Genomic DNA, 26,955 nt, shown 5'->3' with positions numbered 1-26,955 from the left:
AGGTACATGAGACATATTATCATGCCTGAAATCAGCGGCGCCGGGCAAAAAAAACTGCTGGAGTCGAAAGGTATAGTGGTCGCCGATTCCGTTGAAGAAATCCTTTCCCTGCTTTATTATCTGGCCGCATCAGGAATAGGGCATCTCCACGTGATTTTGAAGAAAAAAGAAGACTTTTCCGAACTCAAAGCAGGCCTGCTGGACCTAAATCCTGACCTGGAATTGGAGTTTTACAGCGATATTCCGAATTTTAAAAATATGGAAAAAATCGAGTTTGCGGTCTTTGCGGACGGCTTTGAGGAATCGGAGCATTTAAAAGGAGTACCTAAAATCTTTAACCTCATCCGGCCCTGGGCTGGATGCTTAATGACGGCAAGAGACACCGAAAGTAATAAGCTTGCTTTCTCCCAAAAAATGAAAGGTCCTTACGAAAACTCTACGGGCCTCGTATTTTCCCGCTTTTTTGCGGGGACAATTTCGGCCATAGAGGCTATAAAAATTTGTTTGAACCTGGGAAAGGTATTGGAAAACCCTCTTTATTACAACCTGCTCGACATGGAATTTAAATCCATAAAAGACTTTGAAGCCGTTGGAGAAATAGCGATGGAAGACCCCCTTAAGGGTAAAGACCTTTCCACTTTGAAAGTCCTCATAATCGGCAGCGGCGGACTCGGCTCGCCGGCGGCTTTTTCCCTCGCGTTGGCGGGGGTTAAAAATATCGGGCTTGTGGACAGCGATATTGTAGAGATGAGCAACCTGAACAGGCAAATTCTTCATTCCACTTCCCGCATAGGAATGCCGAAAGTTGAATCCGCTGAAATGTTTTTGAAAAAAATAAATTCCGGAATCGATATTGAAAAGTACCACATACGGTTCAGCAATAAAAACGCCCTTGAAATAATAAAGGATTATGACATCATAATCGATGGCGTCGATAACCTACCTACCCGCTACCTTTTAAACGACGCCTGCGTCCTTGCAGGAAAGCCTCTCGCCGAAGCTGCCGTTTTGAGATTCGAAGGAATTGCCATGACCATCTTGCCGGGCGAAGGTCCGTGCTACCGGTGCGTTTTTCCGAAAATGCCGCAAGCCGGCGCCGTTCCCTCCTGCTCTGAAGCGGGCGTGTTAGGGCCCGTACCCGGGGTCATGGGAACGCTGGAGGCTGCAGAAGCCATAAAAATTTTCGGAGGCTGTGGAAGGCTTTTGTCCGGGAGGTTCTTGATCTTCGATTCTCTGGAACTTAACTTTATGACCCCCGTTCTTTCGAAAAATGAAAAATGCCCTGCCTGCGGCGAAAATCCCTCTATAAAAGACCTGAGCGGAAATTACGATTTTATATGTGAAAATACCTGATAAACTGAAAAATGGAAAGGATGAGGACTTATGGAACGGGCATACCGCATATACGATTCCATTCTCGACCTTATCGGAAGCACCCCTATGGTGAGACTGTCGAAGTTATCACCCGAAGGCGGCGCCACCATCGCAGCAAAGCTCGAATCCTTTAACCCCGGGGGGAGCGTAAAGGACCGAATAGCCTACAATATGATATTAGATGCCGAAAAAAAGGGGATCTTAAAACCCGGCTCTACCATAGTGGAACCCACCAGCGGCAATACGGGCATCGGCCTTGCCATGGTATGCGCCGTCAGGGGCTACCGATTGATACTGGTGATGCCGGCCTCAATGAGCGTAGAGCGGCGCAGGCTTTTGAAGGCCTACGGCGCCGAATTTGTCCTAACTCCTCCGGAATTGGGCATGAAGGGAGCGGTAGAAAAGGCCTTGGAACTAACAAGGGAAATCAAGGACTCCTTCATGCCCCAGCAATTCGAGAACCCGGCCAATCCTGAAATACACGAAAAAACTACGGCATTAGAAATATTAGAGCAAACTGGAGGCAAACTCGACGCTTTCGTAGCAGGGGTAGGCACCGGAGGCACGATAACCGGTGTTGCCCGGGTATTAAAAAGAGAAATTCCCAACCTGAAGATAGTGGCGGTAGAACCGGCATCGTCACCGGTGCTGTCCGGCGGAAAACCCGGAATCCACAAAATTCAGGGAATAGGCGCCGGATTCATACCGAAAGTATTGGACCTCGACCTGGTAGATGAAATTATAACCGTTACCAACGAAGAGGCCTTCGAAACCACCCGCGAACTTTCAACAAAAGAGGGAATTCTGGCCGGGATTTCCGCCGGCGCTGCGGTTTTTGCAGCCCAGAAAGTGGCCCGGAATTTAAAACCCGGCAATCTGGTAGTAACGGTACTTCCGGATACAGGAGAACGTTATTTGAGCGTTGAAGGGCTCTTCCCTGCCGAGTGAATAATTAAAAAAAAAGAGGGATTCATCCCTCTTTTTTTATTAACTGGAAAGTATTTTTTTTTGGCACCATAAAAATTGCTGTTAAAACAAAAGCTATGAGACTTATAGCGCCTGCAGCCAGAACGACAGTTTTAAGGCCATACCTTTCGGAGAAGGCATAAACAGGGGGTGCCACCGCAACCCCGAAGAACCTTAGACTGCCGTAGAGGCAGGTTATGATGCCCCTGCGTTTTACGCTGCAGGAGCCGGTCACCAGGGCATTTACCGGCGTCATTATAAGGCCCACTCCCGCTCCGAGAATCAAGGCTGAAATAAAATGCATCCAGAATTCCAACACCAGCGAAAACATAAAATGCCCTGCCGTTATCAGCATGAGTCCCGCAAGTATAAATATTTTTAAACCTTTGTTCTTCCATTTTTCAAGAAGTATACCCAGTACAAACGAAAGCAAAGCCATTACAAACACGGGCCCTGAAATAATGAATCCTTTTTTGAGCCCGAAAATGTGGTAATTTTTTTCAAGTATGTCCGAGTAGAGGGAAAGGATGCCAAAAAGTGAAAACAGCGCCGCCATCCCGTCAAAAAAACTGCAAAAAAGACCTGCCGCTTTTTTTTGGAAAATAGCCTTTACCGCCCGGATATAGTCTTTTACGGATTGTCTTTTAAATTTTTCCTTTTCTTTGATAAAAAAATAAAGGATTATACCCACCGGTATGGCAAGGATACCGTATGCGAAAAAAGGAAAGAACCATGCAATCATCGCAAGGCCGGCCCCCAGTATGGGGCTTACAACTTTGCCCAGGCCGTTAGAGGCTTCTAAGAGTCCTAAGGCCTTGCTCCTCTCTTCGGAAGAAAAAGTGTCCCCGACTACCGCCATGGCCAGCTGGTACGTGCCGCCTGCGCCAATTCCCTGAATCATCCTTCCTGCAAGAATCCCCCAATAAGGATTCTCTGAAAAAACCGAACTTAATCCGGCCACCACCCCTCCCAAACCGTATATGATGAGCGCCGGAGCCATTACCTTCTTTCTACCTATTTGGTCCGACAGCATACCAGCCAGAGGAATCACAAGCCCAGCCGGTATCGAAAAGGCCGTTATGAGAAGACTCACCCAAAACTGACTGATGCGAAGGCTTTCTTTTATCCTCGGCAGCACCGGAATCAACATGGAATTACCCAGAACCATTATAAAAGGAACAAGGCTTAAAAGGGCAAGCTGGATGCCTGTACTTTTTTTCACGGTCTTTAAACCCCTTTCAAACTCAGCGATATAAAGATAAAAAATCTCCTGAATAATAGTATTTATAAAAAGCCCAGCTCTTATAATCGCTTTCCTGTAACCTGTGCAACATCGCCCACATATAATGGTATTGAAAATCAAGGCAAGGAGGGATATAAATGGGAGAAATAGCCGGAGGCGGTTTCTTCGATGGCCGTGATCGCCGCGACCGCCAGGCTTTTATAGTATTTTTGATACTGATACTCCTGCTTATGGGAGACTGGTGGTTATAAACCGGAATGTTAAAGCCGTGCCTTAAGGCACGGCTTTAACGCTTTTTAGTAACGGAAAGTGTAAAACGTTCATAGTATAATACCGAAACAATACAAAATCGAAAAAACTCCCTTAGGAGGTAATAATAAATGACCAGAGCAGAAAATATGTCCAAGGGGTATCAAGGTGGAATGAGGCTTGCAGAGGTTTATATTCCGATTCAAACTTACGGCGAAACTTTCGACCTGAAAAACGCTCTGATGTACGGAACCATTTTCCCCGAATTATACAGGCCGTACCGGCCCGTTCACAGGAACCCACAATAATCAGCGTTATTGCGAGGTGAAGTGGGATGCATGATTACAGGTCAATGGTGGAGTTGCTCAAGGAAATCCAGGCACTGGAATTTGGTGTTTATGAACTTGCCCTGTTTTTGGATACCCACCCGGGCGACAGGAGAGCATTAGAAGACCACAACCGACTCGTAAGTAGATTAAATCAGCTCAGAAAAGCTTTTGAAGATAGATACGGGCCGCTTAGACTCGACTCCGAATCTCCCTATCCCTATCGCTACATCAACGACCCGTGGCCCTGGGAAATCCAATATTGAGCAGGAGGTGGCAAAAATGTGGTTTTACGAGAAAAAACTGCAGTACCCTGCCAACGTGAGGCGCTGCGATTTAGCCATGGCAAAATTCCTCTTCGCCCAGTACGGCGGCCCTGACAGCGAACTTTCCGCCGCGGTGAGATACCTCACCCAGCGATATACGATGCCGATACCCCAGGCTAAGGCCCTCCTTACCGACATCGGAACCGAGGAGATGGCTCACTGGGAAATTATAGGTACGCTCATATATAAACTTACCGAAGACGCCACACCCGAGCAGTTGAGAGAGGCCGGCCTTGGGGACCATTTCGCACAGCACGACAAAGCCCTTTATCCCCATGACGCTGCCGGAGTGCCCTGGACCGCCGCCTATATCCAGGCTACGGGAGATCCAATAACCGATCTCCACGAAAATTTGGCTGCCGAACAGAAAGCCCGCACAACATACGAACACCTTATCTCCCTCACCGACGACGACGGGGTTATTGCAACGCTCTCCTTCCTCAGGGAAAGGGAAGTAGTCCACTTCCAGAGATTCGGAGAGGCGCTGATGCAGGTCCAGGAGCACTACCAGCACAAACACATATTTTGCTAGCCACGGCGCAAAAAAAAGGCCTCTTTTGCAAAAAAGAGGTCGTTTTTTTAGCGAAAAAGAGCCCCTTTTTTTAAAGAGGCTCTTTGACACGCCGAAAATAAATTTATAACTTACAGCTCCGATATAATGAATCATTTTTTATTCTTATTATTATGCGCCGTGTTATTATGCACCGGGCGTTTTTCCTGAGTTCGATGTAACTCACAGCAATCCATCTTCTTACCGGCGAATTCTCTTTCACTGGCTTTAGCTAAATTCTCCAGAAACCTGCTTATCCATCCCACCATTGTAACACACCTCCTTAGGGTTTAAATTTTTTCAGCCTCAGAGCGTTAGTCACCACGGAAACCGAACTGAATGCCATGGCGGCTCCTGCTATTGCGGGGCTTAAATATCCGAGGGCAGCAAACGGAATACCAAGGGTGTTATAGATGAACGCCCAGAATAAGTTTTGCTTTATGTTCCTCATGGTGGCGCGGCTGAGTTTTATGGCAGTTACAATCCCCTTCAGGTCTCCGCTCATGAGCGTTATATCTGCCGCCTCGATAGCCACGTCGGTGCCCGTACCTATGGCTATTCCGACGTCGGCCGCCGCCAGCGCCGGTGCATCATTTATGCCGTCTCCAACCATTGCGGTAATTTTGCCCTGTTTCTTCAGCTTTTCCACTTCTTCGGCCTTATGCTCCGGAAGTACTTCGGCCATGACTTTATCTATTCCAACCTGCCGGGCTATGGCCTTGGCAGTGCGCTCGTTGTCTCCGGTTATCATCCAGACTTCGATACCCATTTTCTTCAGCTCGTCGATGGCTTCTTTGGAATTTTCCTTTAGAGTATCGGCTACAGCCACAATACCTTCAAGAGTCCCGTCAATAGCCATAATCATCGCAGTTTTACCTTCATTTTCAAGCTTCGTCAGCAGATCTTCTACACTTTCCGTGGAAATATTTTTTGCCTTCATGAGTCTGCGGTTACCTAGGTACACTTCCCTACCTTTGATTTTTGCATATATGCCGTGGCCGGGTATAGCCTCGAAATTTTCAGGATCGGGAAGTTCAACCCCTTTCTCTTTAGCTTTATTTACAATGGCTTCACCCAAAGGATGTTCGGAATTTTTTTCTGCTATAGCCGCAAAACTTAAGATTTCCTCTTCCATTAAATTGCCGGTTGGAATAATATCGGTAACCTCCGGTTTTCCTTTAGTAATGGTTCCAGTCTTGTCGAGCACGATAGCTTTGATCCGGTGCGCTCTCTCCAGGTGTTCACCGCCCTTGATAAGCACGCCGTACTCGGCGCCCTTACCAGTTCCTACCATTACCGAGGTAGGCGTCGCAAGACCCAGGGCACATGGACACGCTATTACCAGCACCGCTACGGCGTTTATGAGGCCTGCGGTAAAGTTACCATATACGAAATACCAAACCGCAAAAGTTATGAGTGCAATGGCAATGACCACAGGTACGAAAACCCCCGATATCTGGTCGGCCAGCTTTTGAATCGGCGCCTTGGACCCCTGGGCTTCTTCCACCAGTTTCACGATCTGGGCAAGCACGGTATCCTTGCCGATTTTAGTAGCTTTAAACTTGAAGGTACCAGTTTTATTGATGGTGGCACCTATTACTTCGTCTCCTACTCTCTTCTCCACGGGGATGCTTTCCCCCGTGAGCATGGATTCATCCACTGAAGAATAACCTTCAATGATGACACCGTCTACCGGTATCTTCTCGCCGGGCCTTACCACCACGATATCTCCCACTTCTACCTGTTCGACAGGTACCTCTATTTCTTCGCCGTTTCTTATCACCCGAGCTGTCTTGGCCTGCAGGCCAAGTAATTTTCTTATAGCTTCAGACGTCTTGCCTTTAGCTACTGCTTCCAGGTACTTGCCCAGGGTAATGAGAGTAATGATAACCGCCGATGCTTCAAAGTAAAGGTAGTTGTGAATCATTTCCATGGGAAGAGTGAGGACATTATACAAACTGTAAAAGTACGCTGCGGTGGTACCCATGGCGATCAGCACATCCATATTGGCCGATCCGTTCTTCAGAGTATGATAAGCCCCACGGTAATACCTGTAGCCGATTACAAACTGCACCGGTGTAGCAAGTCCTATCTGAAACCACGGATTGTCAAGGATACCTCCATACCAGCCCATAACCCTGTAAATCATCGACAGTACCAGTGGCGCAGTGAGGATAGCTGAAATTACCACCAACCTGCCCAGAGACCGGATTTCCCTGTCTCTTTCCTGTTTTTCCCTATCAACATCCATTTCGGTCTTTTCGTAAGCATCGTAGCCTATGTCCCGAATAACTTTGATGAGGTTCTTCACATCGGTCAAGCTGCTTAAATATTCGACCGTGGCGGTCTCAGCGGCGAAATTCACCGAAGCTTTTAAAACTCCCGGAGCCCGAGATAGGGCCTTTTCTATGCGGGCGGCGCAGGAGGCGCAGCTCATATTTTTTAGCCCCAGCTCCACCTTGTCCGCCAAGATGTCATAGCCGAGATCCCTTATTTTTTGGACAAAATCCAGTACTGAAACCTCTTTGGGATCGTAAGTGATGCTGGCCTTTTCAGCTGCAAAGTTTATATTTACCTCATGAACTCCGGCCATCTTCGAAAGGCCTTTTTCAATGCGGGCTGCGCAAGAAGCGCAGGTCATTCCTTTTATATTCAATGTTGCTTTCTTTACAGCTTCCGGCATATCTTATCCCCTCCTAATTTCCCCCCAAATATATACCCTATGGGGGTATCTCAATTCCATTATATTCTTCAGCGAGTAAAATGTCAACATTTTATTTATAGTATCTGCCGATTCTAGAAAGTGATGCTTCTTGTCACATCCACATATCCCGGATAGAAAAAATTAATAGAGAATAAGCGGCAGCGCTTAATAACATAGAATAAGTAAAACCGAAAAGCCCCGCAATTACAATAGCTAGAGTAGAGCCCAACAATGAAGCAACGCCGTTTATTCCCCACATCAACGGTATTAGTGAAGGTTTCCCTAACTGCCGGACCTTTTCAATTCCAGCAGGGAAGAAGACGCCCATGAGAAAGCCTATGGGAATCAAGATCAAAGTCACAATAGATAGCTTAAAATAAAAGGATTTCCCGAGAAAACCCGGAAACACCGCTCGGTACAAGATCGCCATCATGACTATTCCACCGGCCAAAACAAGGGGCAAATCTTTTCTTAAACTTTTAAACTTTTTGCTAGCCAAACTCCCCAAGCTGCATGCTGTTATTAGGATGCTAACCGTTGTCAGAAAAGCCGTAGAAGGGTGGCCTAACAAAAGGATATTTTTTTGCACAAGAGAGATTTCCAGAGCCATAAAACCGATACCTATCAGGAAAAAATAATAGGCAAGGCTTCTCTCTTTCTTATCCATTTTTTTATAATGAGGTGCGAAATATACCAATAATACGTAAATAACCAAAAGCAGCACAGCCTTTGCTGAATTCGGAACACCGTAGGAGAAATCGTAAAAAAACGGTCTATCGTCGGTGGTCGGCCTGGTATCAACGCTGCTGAATTTTACAATATCACCGATTCCCGTGAATTCTGTCAAAGGAAACTTATCACCCTCATAACTCCATGGAATAAAGACAGGCTCAAGAGTATATTTCAATGCCGTTTTCAAGTACTGTGCACCTTGTTCCGGAGTAAAGGGTTTTTTCCGGATTACAATAGCAGGGTAATGAAAGTGCTTGCCGTCACTATCGTGATCCTCAAACCGCATTGACACTATGCCGATGTGTTTGATCGCGTCCCGATATGGGATACCGAGGCTGTCAAAAACCGCAAGTGCTGTTGTAACGATTCGCGTCATATCCCGCTCGTCGTGAGCCGTAAAAACCAACTGCCCCTCCTCCGTCAGGCGCTCAAAATACTTCAAAATAGCTTCTTTGGTATAAATATAATTTTCCGTAAGGGCAAGGCCGCCTGACCCGGCAGCTTCTGTCATCACTAGCGACAGGAAAATAGTATCGTATTTTTCCTTCTTCTGCTCGATGAAGTTTCTCCCATCCCCTGCATATGTCTTTACCTGCGGAAGATTATAAATATCGCCTGTGAAAGGAGCAAATGCTTTAACAGCCTGAATACTGCTTTTATTGATCTCTACGGCTGTTATATCCTCACTCCCGGCCAGGAGGGCAAGAAGGATATCCTTACCGCCACCTGGGCCTATGACCAAAGTTTTGGGCTTCTTTTGCAGGGTAAAGGGCAGGAAGCCAGGGGTACTTCTTAGCCACGATATTGACTCCAGATTACCGTCAAATCTGTACATTTCTGAAGCAGCACCGCCGTCTATAAAAATAATTTTGCTCTTTTCATCTCCAGTATCGACTACATCGGTTCTCGAAAAGGAATCCCACTTCGTATACTCTATTCTGGTTTTTCCGTCTTTTTCTATGCTGTAAAGCTTTACCTTGTTCATGGCTAAGAGCTCGCCAAAACGCCGCTCAAAGCTAGTCAGGTTTAATGTCGAGGCAGAAATAGCCGCTGCTACCAGCAATGCCGATAAAAGGAATATTTTTATATTTTTGTATGCATACGAAAACAGCATTTGGATAATAAAAAGTGTCATCAATAGGAATAGTAAGGTGACTATCATGCCATTCTTATCGAGAATTAAAAAAGTCAGCAGTCCAAAGGTAATCGCACCTATTAAATCAGTAAAATAAAGCGCGTGAGCATAATGCGACATGCGAACATAAATAGTCGACATTATAGCTCCTCCGACGGCAAAAGGTATAATGCTCAATAACATATATACCATGGGAAAGAAGTTAAATAAGTTAATGTAAAGGAGCAGTATGATCGCTCCATAAGCCAGTAATAAAACCCACTGGAGCCGAATTAAGGATATGGAGTTCAATTTATCTTGATTATCGGCCAGCCTTTTCTGAACCCATAGACCGCCCAGCCCCAGGCCGAGGATAGCCGTTGAAATTATGATAAATGCAAAATGATACCATACGAGAAACGAAAAAATCCGCGTAAAAAGAAATTCCAGTGAAAATAGAAAGCCAGAAAGCATAAACGTCGCCATGAAAAATGGTAAACGCGCTTCCATCGCCGATCCCCCACATAAAATTTTATGAAAATGACTATACTTATACCCCTTATGGGTATATATTATAAATAATTATAAACACTCTGTCAATCAAACACCAGAAATATCATATTCTTGTTTTAGATAATCTTTTTGAAAAGATATATTGACATTCAAAAATAAAAATGATAAAGTAATAGAAGACGTTATACCCCTAAGGGGTATATTTACTAGTGCAGGAGGTGAAAATATGGCTATCGATCCGGTATGCGGCATGAAGGTAAATGAGAATGACGCTTTTGCCACATCTACTTACAATGGCCAAACCTACTATTTCTGCTCCAAACACTGCCAAATAGCCTTCGACAAAAATCCTGAAAAATACCTGAAAAATAAAGAAGATAAAGGCCATACTCACTGTTGTTAGTTCTAGTGAAAATAGATGGGCAAATGTAGAAAATGTGAAAAAGCACAGGATTATTCACCGAACGACAAAATAATTGCTATTGATAAACTTTGTTCCTAAATAAAATAAGCACCGATTCTAAGGTGCTTATTTTTTGTCGCCAAAAAAGCAACAAGAGTAGTATAACTCTAAAAATGTTTTCAAATAATATCTAATGATTTAAAAAATTGGCTTCCCAGTTTATGGCAAGAGGTAGTGCTTTTGCAAAACAAATCTGCTCTCTATGTGCAGACATCTGCGAAGCCTGCGCCAGAGAGTGCGAAATGTTTAAAGATGCACATTGTCAGCAGTGTGCCGATATCTGCCGCCAGTGTGCTCAGGAATGCAAAAATTTAGCGAATATGTGATAACAAAGAGGCGCCTTAACAAAGGCGCCTCTTTAATCATTCTCCATAAAATCATTCTCCATAAAATCAGGTCCTGTTCAGATCCTCCTTTATCTTTTCAAACTCTTCTTTTGTTATTTCTCCCGCGGCATAGCGCTTTTTAAGAATGTCCAGCGGCGTTTCGGTGAAATTTCGCCTTTCCGATGCCCCATTTATTGGAATTAACTTTATCAATCTGAATATAAAATATATCACAGCCGCCCAAAACAAGACCCACAGGAACATCCCCAGATACATTATCATGCCTCCATCGTAACCCCACCCGGGGTAGAACCAGTGCATCATTTATTGCCACCTCACTTTTATTCGAGAATGGAGCACATCTATACTCAGGATTATTATTCCCTAATATACATGATAAATCCGGTACAATTTAGCTTTATTTATCCTCTAAAAGAATTTGCACACTCCTCGCTGCAAAAATAATAAGTTTTTCCGTTTATCTGCTTGGTGATAGCGTTCCTCTTTGACACTCTCATGCCGCAGACAGGGTCCACGGCATATTCGTCACTGCCGTCTGACCTGTGATGGTCATGACCACCGGCAGAATGACCTCCATGTCCGCCATGGCCTCCACAGCACCCGCCTCCTCTCATCATTAAAAAAAGCAGAACTGCTCCGATCAATAGCAGTAATATATTAGATAAAGCGGAATAAAACTGAACCGGATGCCTGGGTATCCCATCCACCGTCACGGCCCATGGCACTTTTGTAGCTTTTCCATAGATATCGCATCCTATACGTCCTATGGAATATCCGAGAGCAAGGCCAGGAGAAACTACGTCCGACAGCTTAAAGAAGGACACCTTTTTGTACCGGGCGTATATTATCCCAGCCAGCAATCCACCGAGCACTGCTCCGTGAAAAGAAAGCCCTCCTTCGGATACACGCCAAATCATGCTCGGATTTTTTATATAATAAGGCAAATTTAGCAGCACGAAAAGGAGCCTAGCGCCCAAAAATCCTGCAATGACTATAACCTGAGCAAATGTTAGTATTTCGTCTTCTTTTATTCCCTTTCTGCTGGCCTCTTTCATAGCTATATATAACCCCGCAAGAAGCCCTATAGCTGTAAAAAATCCTAATTTATAGATGTTAAGAGGGCCTATTCTGAAAAGTACTTCCATTTATACCCCTCTTTTCACATGCCGAAGGGCAATTTATACGGCAAAATCTCGTACAAAATTCTCGTTATTTTCGTAAAGTTTCCGGTCAATATGGCAATTCCCAAAACTACCATTGTAACCCCCAGTACTATCTGCGGGATTCTAGTCTTCATAAAAGCCTTCAATTTATCAAAGTACTTTTCAAAGGCCAGAGCCAGGACAAGATAGGGTATTGCAAGTCCTATAGAAAAGATAAACATCAGCATCATTCCCTGGCCTGCGGCGGTCATAGTCCCCGCCAGCATCAAAAACGAATAGAGAGTTGGTCCTATACAGTGGGAACAGGCTACGGCAAAAAATATTCCTACCAGGAATGCCCGCAAATAGCCAAGGGGTGGTAGTTTCAGGTTTAAGAGTTTGTGGTTAATATGAAAGGACGGCATATTTGTTGGGCCGAGCATTCTAAGACCAACTAAAACAATAAACGCACCGCCCAAAACATTTAAGACTCTTATATTTTCCTTTATCAAACTCCCGATTGTACTAGATGCCCCACCGGCAAGAGTGAACACCAGCGTAAAGGCAGCTATAAAAAAGAGGGTATTTGCTAATATTTTTTTCTTCAGACGTCTGGATCGAACCGATTTTAGGTCTTCTACGCTCATTCCGGTGATGATCGAAAAATACACAGTCACCATGGGAATAAGGCACGGGGAGAAAAAGGATAAAAGTCCCCCCAGAAAGGACAAGCCGTATAAAGCAATCAGCGAACTCATGTGGTTACTCTACCTTCCCCAGTCTGTTTTATCCCACCGGTACTTCCTGTCCGGCACTCCTGCAATACCCCTGAGGTTCAACTCAATATAATCGGTATTTCTGTCAAAGATGCCATTGTTTTTAACCCTTAAAATTCCGCTCCGGTGATGTCCGTCGTCTTGGATAGGCTCCCATTTAAATCCATCTTCTACGGTTGTCTTGCCGTTAGTCAGGACTGCTAGTTTTTCAATTTCGTAAGAAGTCAGATCTACGGTGTGGGTATTTAAAGCGATGTAAAAGAGCAGATCCTTCTCATCGGGTTTCAGTATATTCAGGAAAGCCACATCGACGGTCACGGCACCTCCTTCTGTGCGCCGGGTTATGGTAAAGAGCTGACTCTCGGATATACCTTCCAGCGGATCTTCTTCGGGTAAGGGTTTTGATTCGGTTAATCCATTTTTAATATAAAAAAAAGCTAATGCCGCAAGAATCGCAGCGAAGGCAACTAACCACGTGCCGTATTTATGCATTTTCCTTCAGCCCTTCTACTTTATCTCTATTTAGTCTTTCGTCCTCGTGGCCCGCGTGTTTGCCATGGCCGCCGTGCATGCCCAGCATCATGAATACGTGCATCAGCGGGCACAGCAATACAAGCGCGTAACTTAGAATATTTCCGGCTGTTCCGAACCTCCTCGCCAAAAGTGCAACCGCCACGATCATAAAAACGCAGCCGAGTGCCATTAAAAAACCGTGAAGGAGCCCCCTATTGTTTTTGTTCATAAGTTCCCTCCTCTGTATACCTATACGGGGTAATGGTTATCTGCTACATTTATTTTATAACATTTACCTCTCAGTGTCAATTATGCATAGAGCATTCTCATAAAATCCTCACAAATTTCCCGCTTGTTGGATCGCCGTCAGGATATCTTCTTTCAAATCGTCCACGTTTTCTATGCCGACAGAAAGCCGCACCAGGCTGTTTTTTATACCCCGCTTCACGCGCTCCTCTTCGGGTATCGAGGCATGGGTCATAAGAGACGGTATGCTTATAAGGCTCTCGACAGCTCCAAGACTTTCTGCCAGGGTTATGAGTTTTAATTTTCGCACCATCCGTTCGGCCACTTCTCCCGATTCCAGCTCGAAGGAAATCATGCCGCCGAACCCGCCGGCCTGATTTTTGTGAATTTCATGGCCCGGGTGCTCAGGAAGGCCCGGGTAATACACTTTTTTTACTTGCGGGAGGGTACCAAGCCAGCGGGCAAGTTCGTTTGCATTCTTTTCATGACGCTCCATCCGGATTCCCAGCGTCTTTATCCCTCTCATCAAAAGCCACGAATCGAAGGGGCCTAGAACGCCGCCGGTGGAATTTTGGATGAAGTGAAGCTTTTCCCCTAGGTCAGGGTCCTTCACTGCCACAAGGCCTGCCACTACGTCGCTGTGCCCGCCAAGATATTTTGTGGCGCTGTGGATCACAATATCGGCCCCCAGCGCGAGTGGTTTTTGCCAATAAGGCGTCATGAAAGTGTTGTCGACGACGAGCAAAAGCTCCCGGTCTTTGCACAATTGGGCCACGGCTTTTATGTCGGTTATCCTGAGCAGGGGATTGGTAGGCGTTTCAATAAATACAGCCCGTGTATTTTCCTTGATTGCTTTTTCTATATTTGCTACCTCCGAGGTATCCACGTATGAAACCTCAATGCCCGCCCTGGAAAAGACTTTGCTCAACACCCGGTAGGTCCCTCCGTAGACGTCCTCCGAGACCACCAGGTGATCTCCTGCAGAAAAAAGCGATAGTACCGCCGATATGGCGGCCATTCCTGAAGAAAAGGCAAATCCCCTTATACCTTCCTCAAGGCTCGCTATTATGTTTTCCACAGCCTCTCGAGTCGGATTCCCAGTGCGGGAATATTCGTACCCCATGTGTACCCCTGGACCTTCCTGCCTGTAAGTTGAGGTCTGATAAATCGGATAGCTTACAGCCCCGGTCCTTACATCCATTTCGAAACCCGTATGGAGAACTTTTGTATCGGGCTTCACGGTTAAATTCCCCCCTGGTAAATTTTCTTGCTCAGGTACCTCTCGCTGCCATCGGGAAATATAGTAACGATATTGGCCGGACCTTTTATTTTTTTCGCGATCTGATATGCCGCAAAAAAGGCCGCCCCCGAGGAACTGCCCACCAGCACTCCCTCCCTGCGGGCGAGTTCCTTCACCATTTCAAAGGCATCTTCGTCCATTACAGTGACCACTTCATCGATTAAGCTCACATCCAGCGTTTTCGGTATAAATTCAACACCGATTCCCTCGGTCTTATGCGGTCCTTTCGGACCTCCACCCAAAATCGAACCTTCGGGCTCTACAGCTACGGCTTTTATCGCCGGTTTTTTCTCTTTGAGGTACCGGGCCACACCGGAAAAGGTGCCGCCGCTCCCTACCCCGGCCACAAAATAGTCTATCTTCCCCCCAAGCTGCTCGTAAATCTCAGGACCCGTTGTTTTGTAGTGAGCCATGGGGTTTGCCATATTTTCGAATTGGTTTGGTATAAAGGCTCCGTCTATTTGTCGGCTTAGTTCCAGGGCTTTCTCAATAGCGCCTTCCATGCCCGCCTCAGTAGGTGTGTGAACAATTTCCGCACCCAGGGCTTTCATAAGCTCCTGCTTTTCTACGGAGAATTTTTCCGGCACTACAAATATAATCCTGTAACCCCTGCCCAGCGCGGCCATTGCAAGACCAATACCGGTGTTTCCCGCGGTAGGCTCTATTATGGTTCCACCCGGCTTTAAAACCCCCGCCTTTTCAGCTTCGTCCAACATAAAAATGCCTATCCGATCCTTCACACTTCCCCCCGGGTTAAAGTACTCCAGCTTGGCGTATATGTTGATCCCTTCTGGAATTGGAAAACGGGTTATCCTTAAGAGAGGAGTATTGCCTATGAGCTGTTTTATATCGTCGACTACCGGTCCTACCATTTCCATTACCTCCCCTATAATGCAATTTTTTATGCACCATGACCGACTGTCAGGAATGTCTTTATATTTTCTATCGGTGTATTAGGAGAAATCTCGCATCCTGGCAAGAGCAAAAACTTTCGATTCCCGGCCTTCTCAATGCATTCTTGCGCCTTCCTTTCAACTTCCTCCATGCTTCCGTATTCCATTACCTCTGACGGGTCCACATTGCCGGCAAGGCAAATCTCCTCGCCCAAGACCTCACCGGCCTTTTGCAAGTCCACCTTGTGGTCGACCGACATTATGTCCGGGCCGATTTCCCTGATAAGGTCCAAGCGGTCGCCGATATCCCCGCAGATGTGAAGCAGCACGGGAACCCCTTTTTCTCTTATAACCGACACTACCTTTTTGAGGGTAGGTAAAACGTATTTTTCAAAGTGCTTGCGGGATATAAGGTCGCCCGAAGCAGTGGGGTCCGAAATATAGATCATTTCCACTCCGTTTTCGATAAATGGAAGCCCGTATGCCATAAATATTTCAGTTGATTTTTCAATGAGTTCAAATACGTATTTTTCATCTTTATGCAAAAGCCTCATGAAATTTTCTGGCTCCACCATCTGAGCCGCCTGGGTAAAGGGCGCCCTTACGTTTACTGCTACCACTTTGTCTTTTAAAATCCGGCTTAATTTTCTCGCCACTTCCCAGATTTTTTTCACCCTCTCATCCACGGCTATTTTCCCAAGGTCGAGGTCTTCAAGGTCACCCGGGTCTCTTACAATAGGTGTTTCGGAATAGGGCGCCCCCTTTTCGGGAAATTCATACCTCGCACCCAGGGCCAACATAGGAAGGCAGGTCAACCCTGCCAAGAAGAAAAATATGTCGGAATCGATACTTTGGGCTTCTTGGACAATCAAGGGCAACATCCCATCGGGGTCTTCCAAAAACTTTTTTAAACTGTAGCCCCGCCGGTTTAAAGCCCAGAACTCGGTAGCAAAAACGGAGCAAGCCCGAATGCGCTCGCCCTTTAACATTTTAAAAACTCTTTGTTTCCCGTTCATGGCCTATCTCCTTCCGGAAATCTCAAGCTATCCGCAAAAAGGCGGTCAAACCCTTCCAAAGTGGAAAGTTCAAGGCACCTTACCTTTTGCGCTATCCTCTCTGCTTCTTCTCTCACCGATCTCGAAAGCAGGCACATTAAAGCTCCACCTTTAGAGGTGTTTCCGGCAAAAACCAGGCGCTCTTCCCATTCAGCAGCTATCATCCCGATTCGGGAAAGACTTTGAGGGCGAAGGTGAGCTCCAAAAGCTCCTGCCACGTAAACCCGGTCTATATCATTGGACGAAAGTCTTTTCTCCTTAAGGAGAGCCCTTATACCCGCCCAAACGGCCCCTTTAGCCAGCTGAACCTGGCGGATATCCCGGGCTGTTATATAAACATCATCCCCATGCTCTCCGCCGTAGGCCACCACAAAAGCTATGGACGTTCCTTTTTCAACCAAGCGGCGAGCCAAATCTTCTCTTATGATTTTTTGCGCTTTAGCCGGAGGCAGCATTCTGCCGCTTTGTTCTACAAAACCGACCTTTAAAAGTTCCGCCACCAGGTCTACTATGCCGCTACCGCATATTCCCTTGGGTCTTTCATCGCCAATGGTCCTTACAAATACATCATCTTCTATTTTCACTTCATCGATGGCACCGCTTGCTGCTCTCATGCCGCAGCTTATGTTGACCCCTTCTAGAGCAGGTCCTGCAGCACATGAACATGCCACCATTTTGCGTGGGAAATGCGGGACAGCACATCCTGGCCAAATTCCTTCTGGGGATTTAGGGCGGAGACCACGGCAAGCTCTTTTCCTGTTATCATATCTATCAGAGACAGAACTACAGTAGTGGTGCCTATATCTATGGCAGCACCGTAAATTTCGCCGGTAGTATCGCCGTCTTCAATACCGACTATCCTGCCATTTTTTATTACTGCCGTCCCCTCTTCAGACGAGCGCCGGGATAGTAACCGCAGCACTTCCAGCCTGCACTCAGGCTCTATTGGAAAACCCACTGCCCTGGTCAGCTGATCTTCCAATGGCAAAGTTTTTAGCGAACTTTCTATTAAAAACCGCCGCTTTTTTACCGGCGGATCTATGTCAAAACTAGTCATAATGCCTTGCTCTAAAACTTTAGCCTCCTCTTCCTTGAAAGCCACTTCCAGTTCTACGTCGGAGTTCACCTTAAAAAGGCAGGCGAGACGTATACCTTCCTTCAATTCAGATTCCGGTATGTGCTTTATCTCTTCCTCCTTTGGTGGCTCTGCCTTTGAAATTATTTTAACCCGGCATTTGCCGCAAGCTCCGCACCCTCCGCAGGGAAAATCCATCTTCACTCCGGCCCGTCGTAACACGTCCATAAGGTTTTCTCCAGCCCTTGCCTTTATTTTCATGCCATGAGGCCTTACGGTTACAAGTGCGTCGAGCATTTTTCCCCTCCCAGCACTGGTGAAAATATTGGTAAAGTAAAACCAGATTTTCAATGGCACCGGGTGTAAAACCGCCGTCACTAGAAAAGATGTAGCCGGTTTTTTCAAAAAGTTCTGCCACACTTTTCAAGTTTGCCAGCAAAGATTTTATGTCATCATTTTTAAAGTGCAGGCTAAAATTGCCCATAAAGGCCGCTTTGCCGTCGATTATTTCCCTTACCTCTTTTAAGCCTGCAAGATCCATCCCGTCAAACCCGTGAATCACGTCAACCCCCAGGTCAATTAAATCCGCTAGAATGGGTTTTATATTCCCGTCGGAATGGAAAAAAATTGGTTTGCCCATCTGTTTTACCATTCGGATAAGCTCCTCAAGTTCAGGCAATATGAATTTCCTGAGATCACCGGGCGAAATAAATGGCCCATTTTTCCCCGCCAAATCATCTAAAATGAAGACCCCGTCAACACCAAGGGTTTCCAATCGTTCCAAAACCATTTCTCGCCACTTTCTTATATTTTTCAGGAGCCGGTAGTATTTTTCCGGGACTTTTTTAATCAGCCGGACCGCCACTTCAAGAGATATCTCTTCGATGCTCTGCCAGAAAAGCCCCGGCAGGCCAGCAATTACAAAATAATCCGTATGCTCTATATAATATTATAATATTTCAGCTCGTCAAGACCGGCGTAGAATCTCTCATTTCCCGGGAAATCGGGGTAAAGGTGCACCACTACCAAATCGGCTCTTAAAGCGCCGAGCAATTCCATCCTTTTCTCGAAAGATAGGTCCATCAGAGCTATTTCACCGCAGGGAGGCATGTCAAGGAGCCGGCCTTCTAAAGCGGCCTTTACCCTGTCTTTTTTAGCAATCACCGTAATCTCCTTTCACCACCCTTGCCATTGCCCGTATGTTTTCCAAGGGCGTTAGAGGACTTATGCCGCAAGCAGGAGCTAAAATGCCAGCCCCCTGTTTGATTGACATTTTTGCAGCTTTAGCTACCTTCTGAGGATCCGCTTTTCCCAGAAGGTAAGTGCTTACGTTTCCCATGATCACCTTTTCGGGAAGGTTTTCCTTCACCTTCCGAAGTGCGGTAACGGCGTCGATGCTCAAAACCGGCGCTTCTAATTTTTTAAGCTCGGGAAGCACCGGCGATAAGCGACCACAGATGTGCACAATAGCGTATCCTGAGGAAGCATGGATAGCCTCGGTAATTTTGTTGAGGTAAGGCACCACAGCTTCTGAAAAAGTCTCGGGGCCCAGGATTTCACCGGTACCGCTGGGGTCAGCGATGTTTATTATATCCGCCCCAGCTTTGAGCATTGCTCTGGCAAAGACTATCAAGTTTTCGGTGACAAAATCGAGAAAATCAAGAGCGACTTTTGGTTTTCTCCTGAGGGCTCTGAAAAACACCATTGGTTCAATCAAGGATGTGGCAAGGCTTATGGGCCCGGTAATGTTTCCTATCACTGGGGTTTCCGGGCATCTCTCCTTCAGTATGCTTATTGCCTCCAGAACCACCGAAACTCTGTAATGGTTTTCAGTCAGTGAAGGTAACTTTTCCCATTCTTCAATTTGCTGAATTGGATAACTTGCTACCCGCGGTTCTGTTGTTTCGGTGCCGATATCAATTTGCGCACCCATCGCTTCCGCTTCGACAGTCATACAAAAGGGTACTCCCACATTTTCAATCTCCGCGAGATCCCTCACCCCCAGGGAAAGCATCGCCATATCCTTGGGGTAAAGATGGGCTTTCGGCCATGCGTACCCTGTCGCCATCATTACCTCGAGGACTGCCATATTCATCATACCTCCGGGGCATATGACTGGCACCCGGTCTACCGGTTTGCCTTCCAGCACGTTTATGAGCCTGGTCTTTTCGCTGAGAGCCATAGTTATCCCCCTTACGACGCCCTTGTCTGAGGTATGCCAAGCACTTCTTTTGCAACCCTTACAGCCCCTGCAGCATTTTCACCGTATCCGTCCGCACCGATGGACCGCGCAAAGCTAGAAGAAACGGGTCCACCTCCAACCAGTACTTTTACATTACCTCTGATCTTTTCCTCTTCCAATAAGTCAATAACTTTTTTCATTTCTCCCATGGTTGTCGTCATTAGAGTAGAAAGGCACAGAAGGTCTGCTCTGGTTTCCTTTACCTTCTCAACAAAGGTCTTCGCCGGTACATTCCTGCCCAGGTCGTATACGCGAAAACCCGAGGCTTCCAGCATCACCTTTACCAAATTCTTACCAATATCATGGGTATCTCCTTCCACAACGCCGATCACGACTGAACCATAATATAGATTCTCTTCCCTTTTTATATGTGGGGTTACCACGTTTAATCCTGCATACATAGCGTCAGAGCAAAGCAGCAGTTCGGGCACGAAATACTCATTTTCTTCAAACAGCTTCCCGGCTTGGTTCATTCCAGCTATTAGGCCTTCGTTGATTATTACCATTGGATCTATGCCGGCTTCCAGTGCTTGTTTTACGTAGTTTGCTGCAGCTTCTTCATCCATGTTTAAAACGCTATCCGCAATGGTTTTTAATAACTTTGCGGTTTCCAAATTTGACCCTCCAATTCCTAGTATTTTGATATGAATAATAGGGTTTACTATAATAATATAAAACCGCAAATCATTTGTCAAGCTTAGATATATTGACCTATAAAAAAAGCAGTTTTATAATCGATAAAAAAACAAGAAACTATAAGGGAGTTTTTTGATGGACAGGTTGCTGACAGAATTGATAAAACACAGATTTGAAAGGATAGCCCCCTTGTATGATTTAGTAGTAGAAGGCCTTTTCGGGCATACATTGAGAAAGTGGAGGAAAAGGCTCTGGGATGGAACCTCAGGCAAGATTTTGGAAGTGGGTGTTGGAACCGGAAGCAATATGGAATTTTACCCCGCGGGAGCCGACATTACAGCGATAGATTTCAGCCCTGTTATGCTCAGAAGGGCAAGGAAACGAGCTAAAAAACTCGGGATAAATGTAAAGATAATGGAAATGGATGTCCAGAGGCTGCAGTTTGAAGATGATACCTTCGATACAGTGGTATCTACTTTCGTCTTCTGCACGGTTCCGGAGCCTATCCTGGGCCTTAAAGAGCTGCGAAGGGTGACAAAGCCCGGGGGCAAAATTTTATTTATCGAGCATGTAAGGAGCGAAAGGCCGCTGGCCGGTCGTTTGATGGATTTATTAAATCCCTTGCCGAGGTTTTTGATCGGCGATAATATAAATAGAAAAACAGTAGAAAATATATTGAGAGCCGGCATGAAAATAGAATACTCTGAAAACCTAGCCAGCGATATCATTAAAATGATCATAGCATCTCCGAACAAAGAGTAGCCATCCCGGAAGAGCAAAAATAAAGAAAAGTAAAAGCGGGAGGAGAAACCTCCCGCTTTTTAAAACCTATTTCGCCTCAGCGCAATCGCCACAGCTGCCGCCGTTTTTGTTATATTTTTCGCGAACCATCACTATCGCATCCTTGGGACATTTTTCAGCGCAGATGCTGCAGCCTATGCAAAGCTCCTGATTTACCTCGTGCTTTTTCTTTACCTCGCCCGATATGGCGTTTACCGGACAGTTCTTTGCGCAGATGGTACATCCTATGCAGTTATCGTTTATAACCGCTTTTTTCCTTGCTGGGAAAAGAGAAGTAATGGTCTTGGTCGGACATTTTTCGACGCACAGCATGCAATTACGGCATTTATCATAATCTATTACTGCCACGTTATTGACCACGTGAATGGCATCGAAGGGACATACCTTTTCGCATTGCTTGCAGGCAATGCACCCCACTTTACAGACATCCCTGGTATCCTTGCCCTTCAGGGTGGCTCTGCAGCGCACGTGAACTTCATTTCTCTCCGGCGAAAGGGATATCACCATCTTTGGGCATTCTTTTACGCAAAGTCCGCAGCCCGTGCACTTTTCTTCATCTATTACGGGAAGGCCGTTTTCGCTCATCGTAATGGCCCCTACGGGACAAACCTTCGCGCAATCTCCGAATCCTATGCAGGCAAAGGGACACGCCTTAGGCCCACCGTTTACCATGGCCGCGGCCCTGCAAGTTTTTACTCCGTGATAATCCGCCTTGAATTTAGCTTCATTGATCCCACCCTGGCATAATACCCTTGCAACCTTCTTTTCCTTCGTATCTTCTACGGCAGAAACTCCCATAATCTCAGCTATCTTTTGCGCAACGGCGGGCCCACCCACGAGACACGCGTTGACTGGTGCCTTTCCTTCAACTATAGCTCCTGCAAGGCCCGAACATCCGGGGTAGCCGCAGGCACCGCAGTTTGCTCCCGGCAGCACTTCATTTATTTCATCAACTCTCGGATCCGTTTCGACGGCAAACTTTTTCGACGCATAGGCAAGCCCCGCTCCCAAAAGGAGGCTCAGCCCTCCCATGCTAAGCACTGAAACAAGTATAACATTGGCCATGACTTTCACCTCCTCATCGCGACTATTACATCGGAATTAATCCTGAAAACCCTAAAAATGCCATGGACAATAGTCCCGCCGTTATTAAAACGATAGCGGCTCCCTGCAGAGCTTCAGGAATATCGGCGAACTCCATTTCCTCCCTAATCCCTGCCATTAACGCCATTGCTAGCGTAAAGCCGATACCGGCCCCGAGCCCAAAAGCAACGCTCTGTATTAGGTTGTAACGCTTTATAGCGATCAACAGCGCAAGACCTAACACCGCGCAGTTGGTGGTTATAAGGGGCAGGTAAATGCCCAGTGCCTTGTATAGAGCGGGACTTGTCTTCAATATGACCATTTCCACCAGCTGTACCAATGAGGCTATTACCAGTATGAAAGATACGATCTGCAAAAAGCGGGACAGTCCAAAGGGTTCCAGAATATAAAATTGTATGAAATAGGTTGCAACCGATGTCATTGTCAGCACGAAGGTCGTGGCAATACCCATGCTGACGGCGGTTTCCAGCTTCCTGGAAACACCAAGAAAAGGGCACTCTCCAAGGAATCTCGATAGCACAAAATTGTTAACAAGCACAGACCCGGCTATTATAAAAAACAGTTCCTTCACACGATTCACCCCCTATCAGTGGCATTGGGTATCCCTGACGTTTTTGCGCGTGATCACATTCATGATGCCGAGGAGAATACCCATTGTTAAAAAGGCACCGGGTGGCAGAAGCATTATGACCCAGTGGGTTGCATTTTCGCTCAGCACATGATAGCCGAACAGGGTGCCAGAACCCATAAGCTCCCTTACGGCTCCTATCAGGGTAATAGCCCAGGTGAAACCGATACCCATACCCAGAGCATCGGCTATTGCCCTCAGCGGTGTCACCTTTGACGCAAACGCCTCAGCCCTTGCCATTATTATACAGTTTACCACGATTAACGGGATGTAAAGGCCAAGGATTTTATACATTGCCGGGAAATATCCCGCCATAAAAAGGTCCACCACAGTAACGAAAGTGGCTATGACAATTATATAGCACGGTATCCTGACCTTTGCCGGGATAAAGTTCCTGAGCAGCGAGATCAAGAGACTTGAAAACATGAGGACAAAGGTCGTAGCAAGACCCATGGCTATGCCATTCATGGCAGCGGTGGTAACCGCCAGCGTGGGGCACATACCTATTATCATCCTGAATGTGGGGTTCTCGTTCCACAAACCATTAAAGAAATCCTTAACCAGCTGGTACATCAATAGTCGCCTCCCACCGGGTATATTTTAGTGACCTTTTCCAGTGCGGATTTTATTCCGCTGGCAACTCCCGCCGGTGATATGGTTGCACCCGTAATAACCTGAACGTCCTTTTTCGGTATGAACGGGTCATTTACGGACTTGCCCTTGAACTGTTCCGTAAAGGCCGGCTCCTTTATCCTGGCGCCGAGGCCTGGCGTTTCTGACATTGAAAGGATTTGGAGTCCGGTAAGTTTTCCTTCTTTGGGATCATATCCCACCATCATCTCGATGGGTCCTCCGAACCCTTGCCCCGTAGCTTTAAAAGCTATCCCTTTTTTGTTCCCCTGATCGTCAAGGCCAATGTAAAAGGTAATGCCCTCTTTTTCCACCTGCTCGTACTTCGTTATTCCTGGAAGCACGTTTTTTATGGAAGCTTCCAGGTCTTTCTTTGCCTGTTCCTGAATCTTGGGATTTGCTATCTCATAGGAAAAACCAAGGACCGCACCCGATAATACCGAAAATATCAAAAGAACAACTATCATTCTTGCGTACTGGTTCACCTGGTCTTCACCTCTCCGTAAATCCTGGGAATCGTGAGCCTATTAATTATGGGAGTAAAGGCGTTCATCAAAAGTATCGAGAAGGAAACTCCCTCCGGATATCCTCCGTAAAGTCTAATTAGCACAACAAAAATTCCGGCTCCTATACCGAAGATTATTCTTCCAAGTTTTGTCACTGGTGTTGTCACCATATCGGTAGCCATGAAGAAGGCTCCCAACATCAAGCCTCCGGCCAAAAGGTGAAATATCGGGTCTTTCCCAAGGATAAATGATAAAACCGCCACGGTGCCAAGATAGCTTGCCGGAATTCTCCAATCCACATAACCCCTGTAGATGAGGTAAAGCCCTCCAAGTATGATCGCAAGAGCAGAGGTCTCGCCTATGGACCCTCCCACATTTCCGATAAAAAGCCGAACATAATCGGTGGATATTCCCTGCATCTTCATAAGTGCAAGAGGTGTAGCTCCCGTCGTACCATCTACGGGATTTATCCAGGTGGTCATCTGCACGGGAAATGTTACGGTAAGAAAGACACGCCCTACCAGTGCCGGATTAAATGGATTCATCCCCAATCCGCCGTAAATCATCTTCCCAAGGCCTATGGCAACGACTGATCCTACCACTGCCATCCAAAGCGGCAATCCCGGCGGCAGGTTAAGTGCCAAAAGTATTCCGGTTACGATAGCACTTCCATCCCAAATGGTTACCGGCTTTCCCCTTAGTACCTGAAAGATAGCCTCAGTGGCCACAGCCGCCAAAGTTGTAGTTAACACCAGGATGAGGGCTCGAATCCCAAAAAAGTAAACTCCGGCTATAGTCGGCAGGAGTAACGCTCCGGCTACGCTGAACATTATTCTCTGCACGCTTTCTCCAGAATGAATGTGCGGAGAAGACGTGGTCAAAAACTTATATTCTCCCATCGGAAAAGACCTCCTGACTTAAGCTTTTTTACCAGTTCGGTGCTTTTTGTTTTAAGTTTTCGCAATAAAACTATATTACCTTTTACTTCTTTTTAGAAGCCAATATGCGGTTCTTGGCAAGCCTGATGAGCTGGGTAAGCGGAATATTCGCCGGGCAAACATAGGCACAACAACCGCATTCGATGCAATCCAGTGCGTGGTACCGCTCGGCTTCGTCCCACATGCCTCTTTCTGCGAATTTGGCAAGATAAGTAGGCAAAAGATGTATTGGACATGCATCCACGCACCTTGCGCACTTTATGCAAGGCATCGGCTCTACAGCCTTCACCTCGGATTTTTGAAGCACCAGCACCCCTGACGTTCCCTTCATCACGGGCACTTCCAGCGAAGATTGGGAAATCCCCATCATCGGCCCGCCCATGATGACCTTGCCGGGCTCGCCCGCAAATCCGCCGCATTGCTCTATTAATTCTCCCACAGGAGTCCCTATCCTCGCCAGCAGATTCTTGGGTTCTTTTACTCCGGCCCCCGTAACCGTCGTTATCCTCTCGATAAGTGGCATGCCGGTTTTTAAAACGTTTGCAATAGCGGCACAGGTACCGGCATTATCCACTATTACGCCGACATCCATGGGAAGCCCTCCAGACGGAACCTCCCTACCGGTTATGGCGTTTATCAGCTGCTTTTCTCCCCCCTGAGGATACTTTGTAGCAAGCGGAACCACCTCGATATCGCTAAAGCCTTTTACAGCCTCTTTCATAGCTTCGATGGCATCGGGTTTGTTGTCCTCTATTCCGATGAAAGCTTTGCTTACCCCGGTCGCCTTCATTATGGCCCGAAGTCCTAGCACCACGTCCTCGGGCCTTTCCACCATGAGCCGGTGATCTGCGGTAAGATAGGGCTCGCATTCGGCGCCGTTTACGATTATCGTGTCGATTTTCTTATCCGCAGGCGGCGAAAGTTTTACCTGGGTTGGGAAACCCGCTCCGCCCATTCCGACAATCCCTGCTTCCCGAATGAGATTTTTTATCTCATCGGGCGTGAGTTCTTCTAAAGGTTTCGGCGGCTTTACACCTTCGTATACTTCATCCATGCCGTCGGACTCTATTACGACAGACAAAACATGCGCACCGCTAGCGTGGGGCCTCGGTTCGACAGCCACCACTTTCCCGGAGACGCTAGCGTGGACTGGAGCCGACACAAAGGCTTTTGCCTCGCCGATTTTCTGGCCGACTTTAACATGGTCACCCACTTTAACTACGGGTTCGCAAGGCGCCCCCACATGCTGGCTCATGGGAATGACGACTTTTTGCGGTAGTTTTGCCTTTTCCACCGGTTTGTGCTTTGTCAATTCCTTGTTGTAAGGAGGATGAATGCCTCCTTTAAAAGTTTTTAACATGCTTCACCTCTCCCTCCGGTATGAGAAAAACCTAATAATAATTCTACATTTTTTCCTCAAACCCTTTTAAAGCAAAAAAAATAATTTTTTCACAAAGTGTACAAAGTATACAAAATAGGCTAAACTGCTCATCAAAATTATACAACAAAATTACGCTTTTTTCTATAATAATTATATAATTATCGCCTGTTAAGTTTATACTG

32 protein-coding genes are annotated in these 26,955 nt (G+C 46.5%); 8 read left to right on the top strand and 24 right to left on the bottom strand.

The window, feature by feature from the left end:
- Positions 1-21 precede the first annotated feature (21 nt).
- Both AN618_RS13065 and cysK (AN618_RS05730) read left to right on the top strand, forming a co-directional pair.
- A complete protein-coding gene (locus AN618_RS13065) occupies positions 22-1,353 on the top strand; it encodes a HesA/MoeB/ThiF family protein (RefSeq protein WP_187694888.1) in 1,332 nt (443 codons plus the stop codon).
- A gap of 30 nt (positions 1,354-1,383) precedes the next feature.
- On the top strand, positions 1,384-2,322 hold the full coding sequence (gene cysK, locus AN618_RS05730) for a cysteine synthase A (RefSeq protein WP_066353068.1): 939 nt from the start codon (positions 1,384-1,386) through the stop codon (positions 2,320-2,322).
- Positions 2,323-2,344: 22 nt separating this feature from the next.
- On the opposite strand, the gene AN618_RS05725 is transcribed toward cysK (AN618_RS05730), so the two are convergent.
- The gene (locus tag AN618_RS05725) at positions 2,345-3,562 is read right to left on the bottom strand and encodes an MFS transporter (RefSeq protein WP_066353066.1); all 1,218 of its coding nucleotides are present in this window, start codon (positions 3,560-3,562) and stop codon (positions 2,345-2,347) included.
- A gap of 401 nt (positions 3,563-3,963) precedes the next feature.
- Between AN618_RS05725 and AN618_RS12635 the strand changes: the two genes are divergently transcribed.
- The 3 genes from AN618_RS12635 to AN618_RS05715 are packed head-to-tail and all read left to right on the top strand — an operon-like array spanning position 3,964 to position 5,016.
- Positions 3,964-4,140, top strand: a complete 177-nt coding sequence (locus AN618_RS12635; protein WP_083515077.1) for a spore coat associated protein CotJA — start codon at positions 3,964-3,966, stop codon at positions 4,138-4,140.
- A gap of 26 nt (positions 4,141-4,166) precedes the next feature.
- Positions 4,167-4,424, top strand: a complete 258-nt coding sequence (locus AN618_RS05720; protein ID WP_066353064.1) for a spore coat protein CotJB — start codon at positions 4,167-4,169, stop codon at positions 4,422-4,424.
- Positions 4,425-4,440: 16 nt separating this feature from the next.
- On the top strand, positions 4,441-5,016 hold the full coding sequence (locus AN618_RS05715) for a manganese catalase family protein (protein WP_066353062.1): 576 nt from the start codon (positions 4,441-4,443) through the stop codon (positions 5,014-5,016).
- A gap of 131 nt (positions 5,017-5,147) precedes the next feature.
- On the opposite strand, the gene AN618_RS13310 is transcribed toward AN618_RS05715, so the two are convergent.
- From AN618_RS13310 to AN618_RS05705, 3 genes are all read right to left on the bottom strand, one after another.
- Positions 5,148-5,303 (bottom strand): LDCC motif putative metal-binding protein, encoded by a 156-nt coding sequence (locus tag AN618_RS13310; protein WP_187694887.1) that lies wholly within the window; start codon positions 5,301-5,303, stop codon positions 5,148-5,150.
- A gap of 14 nt (positions 5,304-5,317) precedes the next feature.
- Positions 5,318-7,717 carry a heavy metal translocating P-type ATPase gene (locus tag AN618_RS05710; protein ID WP_066353060.1) on the bottom strand — a complete coding sequence of 800 codons (2,400 nt, stop codon included), beginning with the start codon at positions 7,715-7,717 and terminating at the stop codon, positions 5,318-5,320.
- Between the two features lie 133 nt (positions 7,718-7,850).
- Entirely contained in the window at positions 7,851-10,094 is a 2,244-nt protein-coding gene (locus tag AN618_RS05705) for a spermine/spermidine synthase domain-containing protein (protein ID WP_066353059.1), read from the bottom strand.
- Between the two features lie 229 nt (positions 10,095-10,323).
- Here AN618_RS05705 and AN618_RS12630 point away from each other — a divergent pair, with 229 nt between their 5' ends.
- The gene (locus tag AN618_RS12630) at positions 10,324-10,500 is read left to right on the top strand and encodes a YHS domain-containing protein (RefSeq protein WP_083515076.1); all 177 of its coding nucleotides are present in this window, start codon (positions 10,324-10,326) and stop codon (positions 10,498-10,500) included.
- 206 nt (positions 10,501-10,706) lie between these two features.
- The gene (locus AN618_RS13965; protein WP_083515075.1) at positions 10,707-10,886 is read left to right on the top strand and encodes a four-helix bundle copper-binding protein; all 180 of its coding nucleotides are present in this window, start codon (positions 10,707-10,709) and stop codon (positions 10,884-10,886) included.
- Between the two features lie 66 nt (positions 10,887-10,952).
- Here AN618_RS13965 and AN618_RS05700 read toward each other — a convergent pair whose 3' ends face one another.
- From AN618_RS05700 to AN618_RS05635, 14 genes are all read right to left on the bottom strand, one after another.
- Positions 10,953-11,210, bottom strand: coding sequence for an SHOCT domain-containing protein (locus AN618_RS05700; RefSeq protein WP_222926345.1), 258 nt, complete (start codon positions 11,208-11,210; stop codon positions 10,953-10,955).
- A 98-nt stretch (positions 11,211-11,308) separates the two neighbouring features.
- Positions 11,309-12,052, bottom strand: coding sequence for a prolipoprotein diacylglyceryl transferase family protein (locus AN618_RS05695; protein WP_066353058.1), 744 nt, complete (start codon positions 12,050-12,052; stop codon positions 11,309-11,311).
- Between the two features lie 14 nt (positions 12,053-12,066).
- On the bottom strand, positions 12,067-12,807 hold the full coding sequence (locus AN618_RS05690; RefSeq protein ID WP_066353052.1) for a cytochrome c biogenesis CcdA family protein: 741 nt from the start codon (positions 12,805-12,807) through the stop codon (positions 12,067-12,069).
- A gap of 9 nt (positions 12,808-12,816) precedes the next feature.
- Positions 12,817-13,317, bottom strand: a complete 501-nt coding sequence (locus tag AN618_RS05685; protein WP_066353050.1) for a hypothetical protein — start codon at positions 13,315-13,317, stop codon at positions 12,817-12,819.
- Positions 13,310-13,567, bottom strand: coding sequence for a DUF2933 domain-containing protein (locus tag AN618_RS05680; RefSeq protein ID WP_066353049.1), 258 nt, complete (start codon positions 13,565-13,567; stop codon positions 13,310-13,312). Before AN618_RS05680 ends, AN618_RS05685 begins: the two co-directional genes overlap by 8 nt.
- Before the next feature lie 108 nt (positions 13,568-13,675).
- On the bottom strand, positions 13,676-14,824 hold the full coding sequence (locus AN618_RS05675; RefSeq protein ID WP_066353047.1) for a bifunctional cystathionine gamma-lyase/homocysteine desulfhydrase: 1,149 nt from the start codon (positions 14,822-14,824) through the stop codon (positions 13,676-13,678).
- Positions 14,825-14,826: 2 nt separating this feature from the next.
- Entirely contained in the window at positions 14,827-15,756 is a 930-nt protein-coding gene (cysK, locus tag AN618_RS05670; protein WP_066353045.1) for a cysteine synthase A, read from the bottom strand.
- Between the two features lie 29 nt (positions 15,757-15,785).
- Positions 15,786-16,793 (bottom strand): uroporphyrinogen decarboxylase family protein, encoded by a 1,008-nt coding sequence (locus tag AN618_RS05665; protein WP_066353043.1) that lies wholly within the window; start codon positions 16,791-16,793, stop codon positions 15,786-15,788.
- The gene (locus AN618_RS05660) at positions 16,790-17,506 is read right to left on the bottom strand and encodes an ATP-binding protein (protein WP_083515074.1); all 717 of its coding nucleotides are present in this window, start codon (positions 17,504-17,506) and stop codon (positions 16,790-16,792) included. Before AN618_RS05660 ends, AN618_RS05665 begins: the two co-directional genes overlap by 4 nt.
- The gene (locus tag AN618_RS05655) at positions 17,470-18,135 is read right to left on the bottom strand and encodes a 2Fe-2S iron-sulfur cluster-binding protein (protein ID WP_245628422.1); all 666 of its coding nucleotides are present in this window, start codon (positions 18,133-18,135) and stop codon (positions 17,470-17,472) included. The genes AN618_RS05660 and AN618_RS05655 overlap by 37 nt, the downstream gene beginning before the upstream one ends.
- The gene (locus AN618_RS13690; RefSeq protein ID WP_066353037.1) at positions 18,056-18,772 is read right to left on the bottom strand and encodes a uroporphyrinogen decarboxylase family protein; all 717 of its coding nucleotides are present in this window, start codon (positions 18,770-18,772) and stop codon (positions 18,056-18,058) included. Before AN618_RS13690 ends, AN618_RS05655 begins: the two co-directional genes overlap by 80 nt.
- A 74-nt stretch (positions 18,773-18,846) precedes the next feature.
- On the bottom strand, positions 18,847-19,071 hold the full coding sequence (locus AN618_RS05645; RefSeq protein ID WP_066353035.1) for a hypothetical protein: 225 nt from the start codon (positions 19,069-19,071) through the stop codon (positions 18,847-18,849).
- The gene (locus AN618_RS05640; protein ID WP_066353033.1) at positions 19,061-20,089 is read right to left on the bottom strand and encodes an MtaA/CmuA family methyltransferase; all 1,029 of its coding nucleotides are present in this window, start codon (positions 20,087-20,089) and stop codon (positions 19,061-19,063) included. Before AN618_RS05640 ends, AN618_RS05645 begins: the two co-directional genes overlap by 11 nt.
- A gap of 11 nt (positions 20,090-20,100) precedes the next feature.
- Positions 20,101-20,763: a corrinoid protein gene (locus AN618_RS05635; protein ID WP_083515072.1), complete on the bottom strand. Its 663-nt coding sequence runs from the start codon at positions 20,761-20,763 to the stop codon at positions 20,101-20,103.
- A 157-nt stretch (positions 20,764-20,920) separates the two neighbouring features.
- Here AN618_RS05635 and AN618_RS05630 point away from each other — a divergent pair, with 157 nt between their 5' ends.
- Positions 20,921-21,547, top strand: a complete 627-nt coding sequence (locus AN618_RS05630) for a class I SAM-dependent methyltransferase (RefSeq protein ID WP_066353032.1) — start codon at positions 20,921-20,923, stop codon at positions 21,545-21,547.
- 66 nt (positions 21,548-21,613) lie between these two features.
- Here the strand turns inward: AN618_RS05630 and AN618_RS05625 are convergent, their stop codons facing one another.
- From AN618_RS05625 to rsxC, 6 genes are all read right to left on the bottom strand, one after another.
- A complete protein-coding gene (locus AN618_RS05625; protein ID WP_066353031.1) occupies positions 21,614-22,651 on the bottom strand; it encodes an RnfABCDGE type electron transport complex subunit B in 1,038 nt (345 codons plus the stop codon).
- A gap of 25 nt (positions 22,652-22,676) precedes the next feature.
- Positions 22,677-23,261, bottom strand: coding sequence for an electron transport complex subunit RsxA (gene rsxA / locus AN618_RS05620; protein WP_066353030.1), 585 nt, complete (start codon positions 23,259-23,261; stop codon positions 22,677-22,679).
- Between the two features lie 15 nt (positions 23,262-23,276).
- Positions 23,277-23,891: an electron transport complex subunit RsxE gene (rsxE, locus tag AN618_RS05615; protein ID WP_066353029.1), complete on the bottom strand. Its 615-nt coding sequence runs from the start codon at positions 23,889-23,891 to the stop codon at positions 23,277-23,279.
- Positions 23,891-24,433, bottom strand: a complete 543-nt coding sequence (locus AN618_RS05610) for an RnfABCDGE type electron transport complex subunit G (protein WP_066353028.1) — start codon at positions 24,431-24,433, stop codon at positions 23,891-23,893. Before AN618_RS05610 ends, rsxE begins: the two co-directional genes overlap by 1 nt.
- Positions 24,430-25,353 carry an RnfABCDGE type electron transport complex subunit D gene (locus AN618_RS05605; protein ID WP_066353027.1) on the bottom strand — a complete coding sequence of 308 codons (924 nt, stop codon included), beginning with the start codon at positions 25,351-25,353 and terminating at the stop codon, positions 24,430-24,432. Before AN618_RS05605 ends, AN618_RS05610 begins: the two co-directional genes overlap by 4 nt.
- Positions 25,354-25,435: 82 nt before the next feature.
- Positions 25,436-26,752, bottom strand: coding sequence for an electron transport complex subunit RsxC (gene rsxC, locus AN618_RS05600; protein ID WP_066353025.1), 1,317 nt, complete (start codon positions 26,750-26,752; stop codon positions 25,436-25,438).
- Between the last annotated feature and the right edge of the window lie 203 nt (positions 26,753-26,955).

The sequence above is a fragment of the Fervidicola ferrireducens genome, assembly GCF_001562425.1.
Taxonomy (GTDB): Bacteria; Bacillota; Thermosediminibacteria; order Thermosediminibacterales; family Thermosediminibacteraceae; genus Fervidicola; species Fervidicola ferrireducens.
The sequence above is the reverse complement of the archived record's forward strand: the minus strand, read 5'-3'. Positions and strand labels throughout refer to the sequence as shown.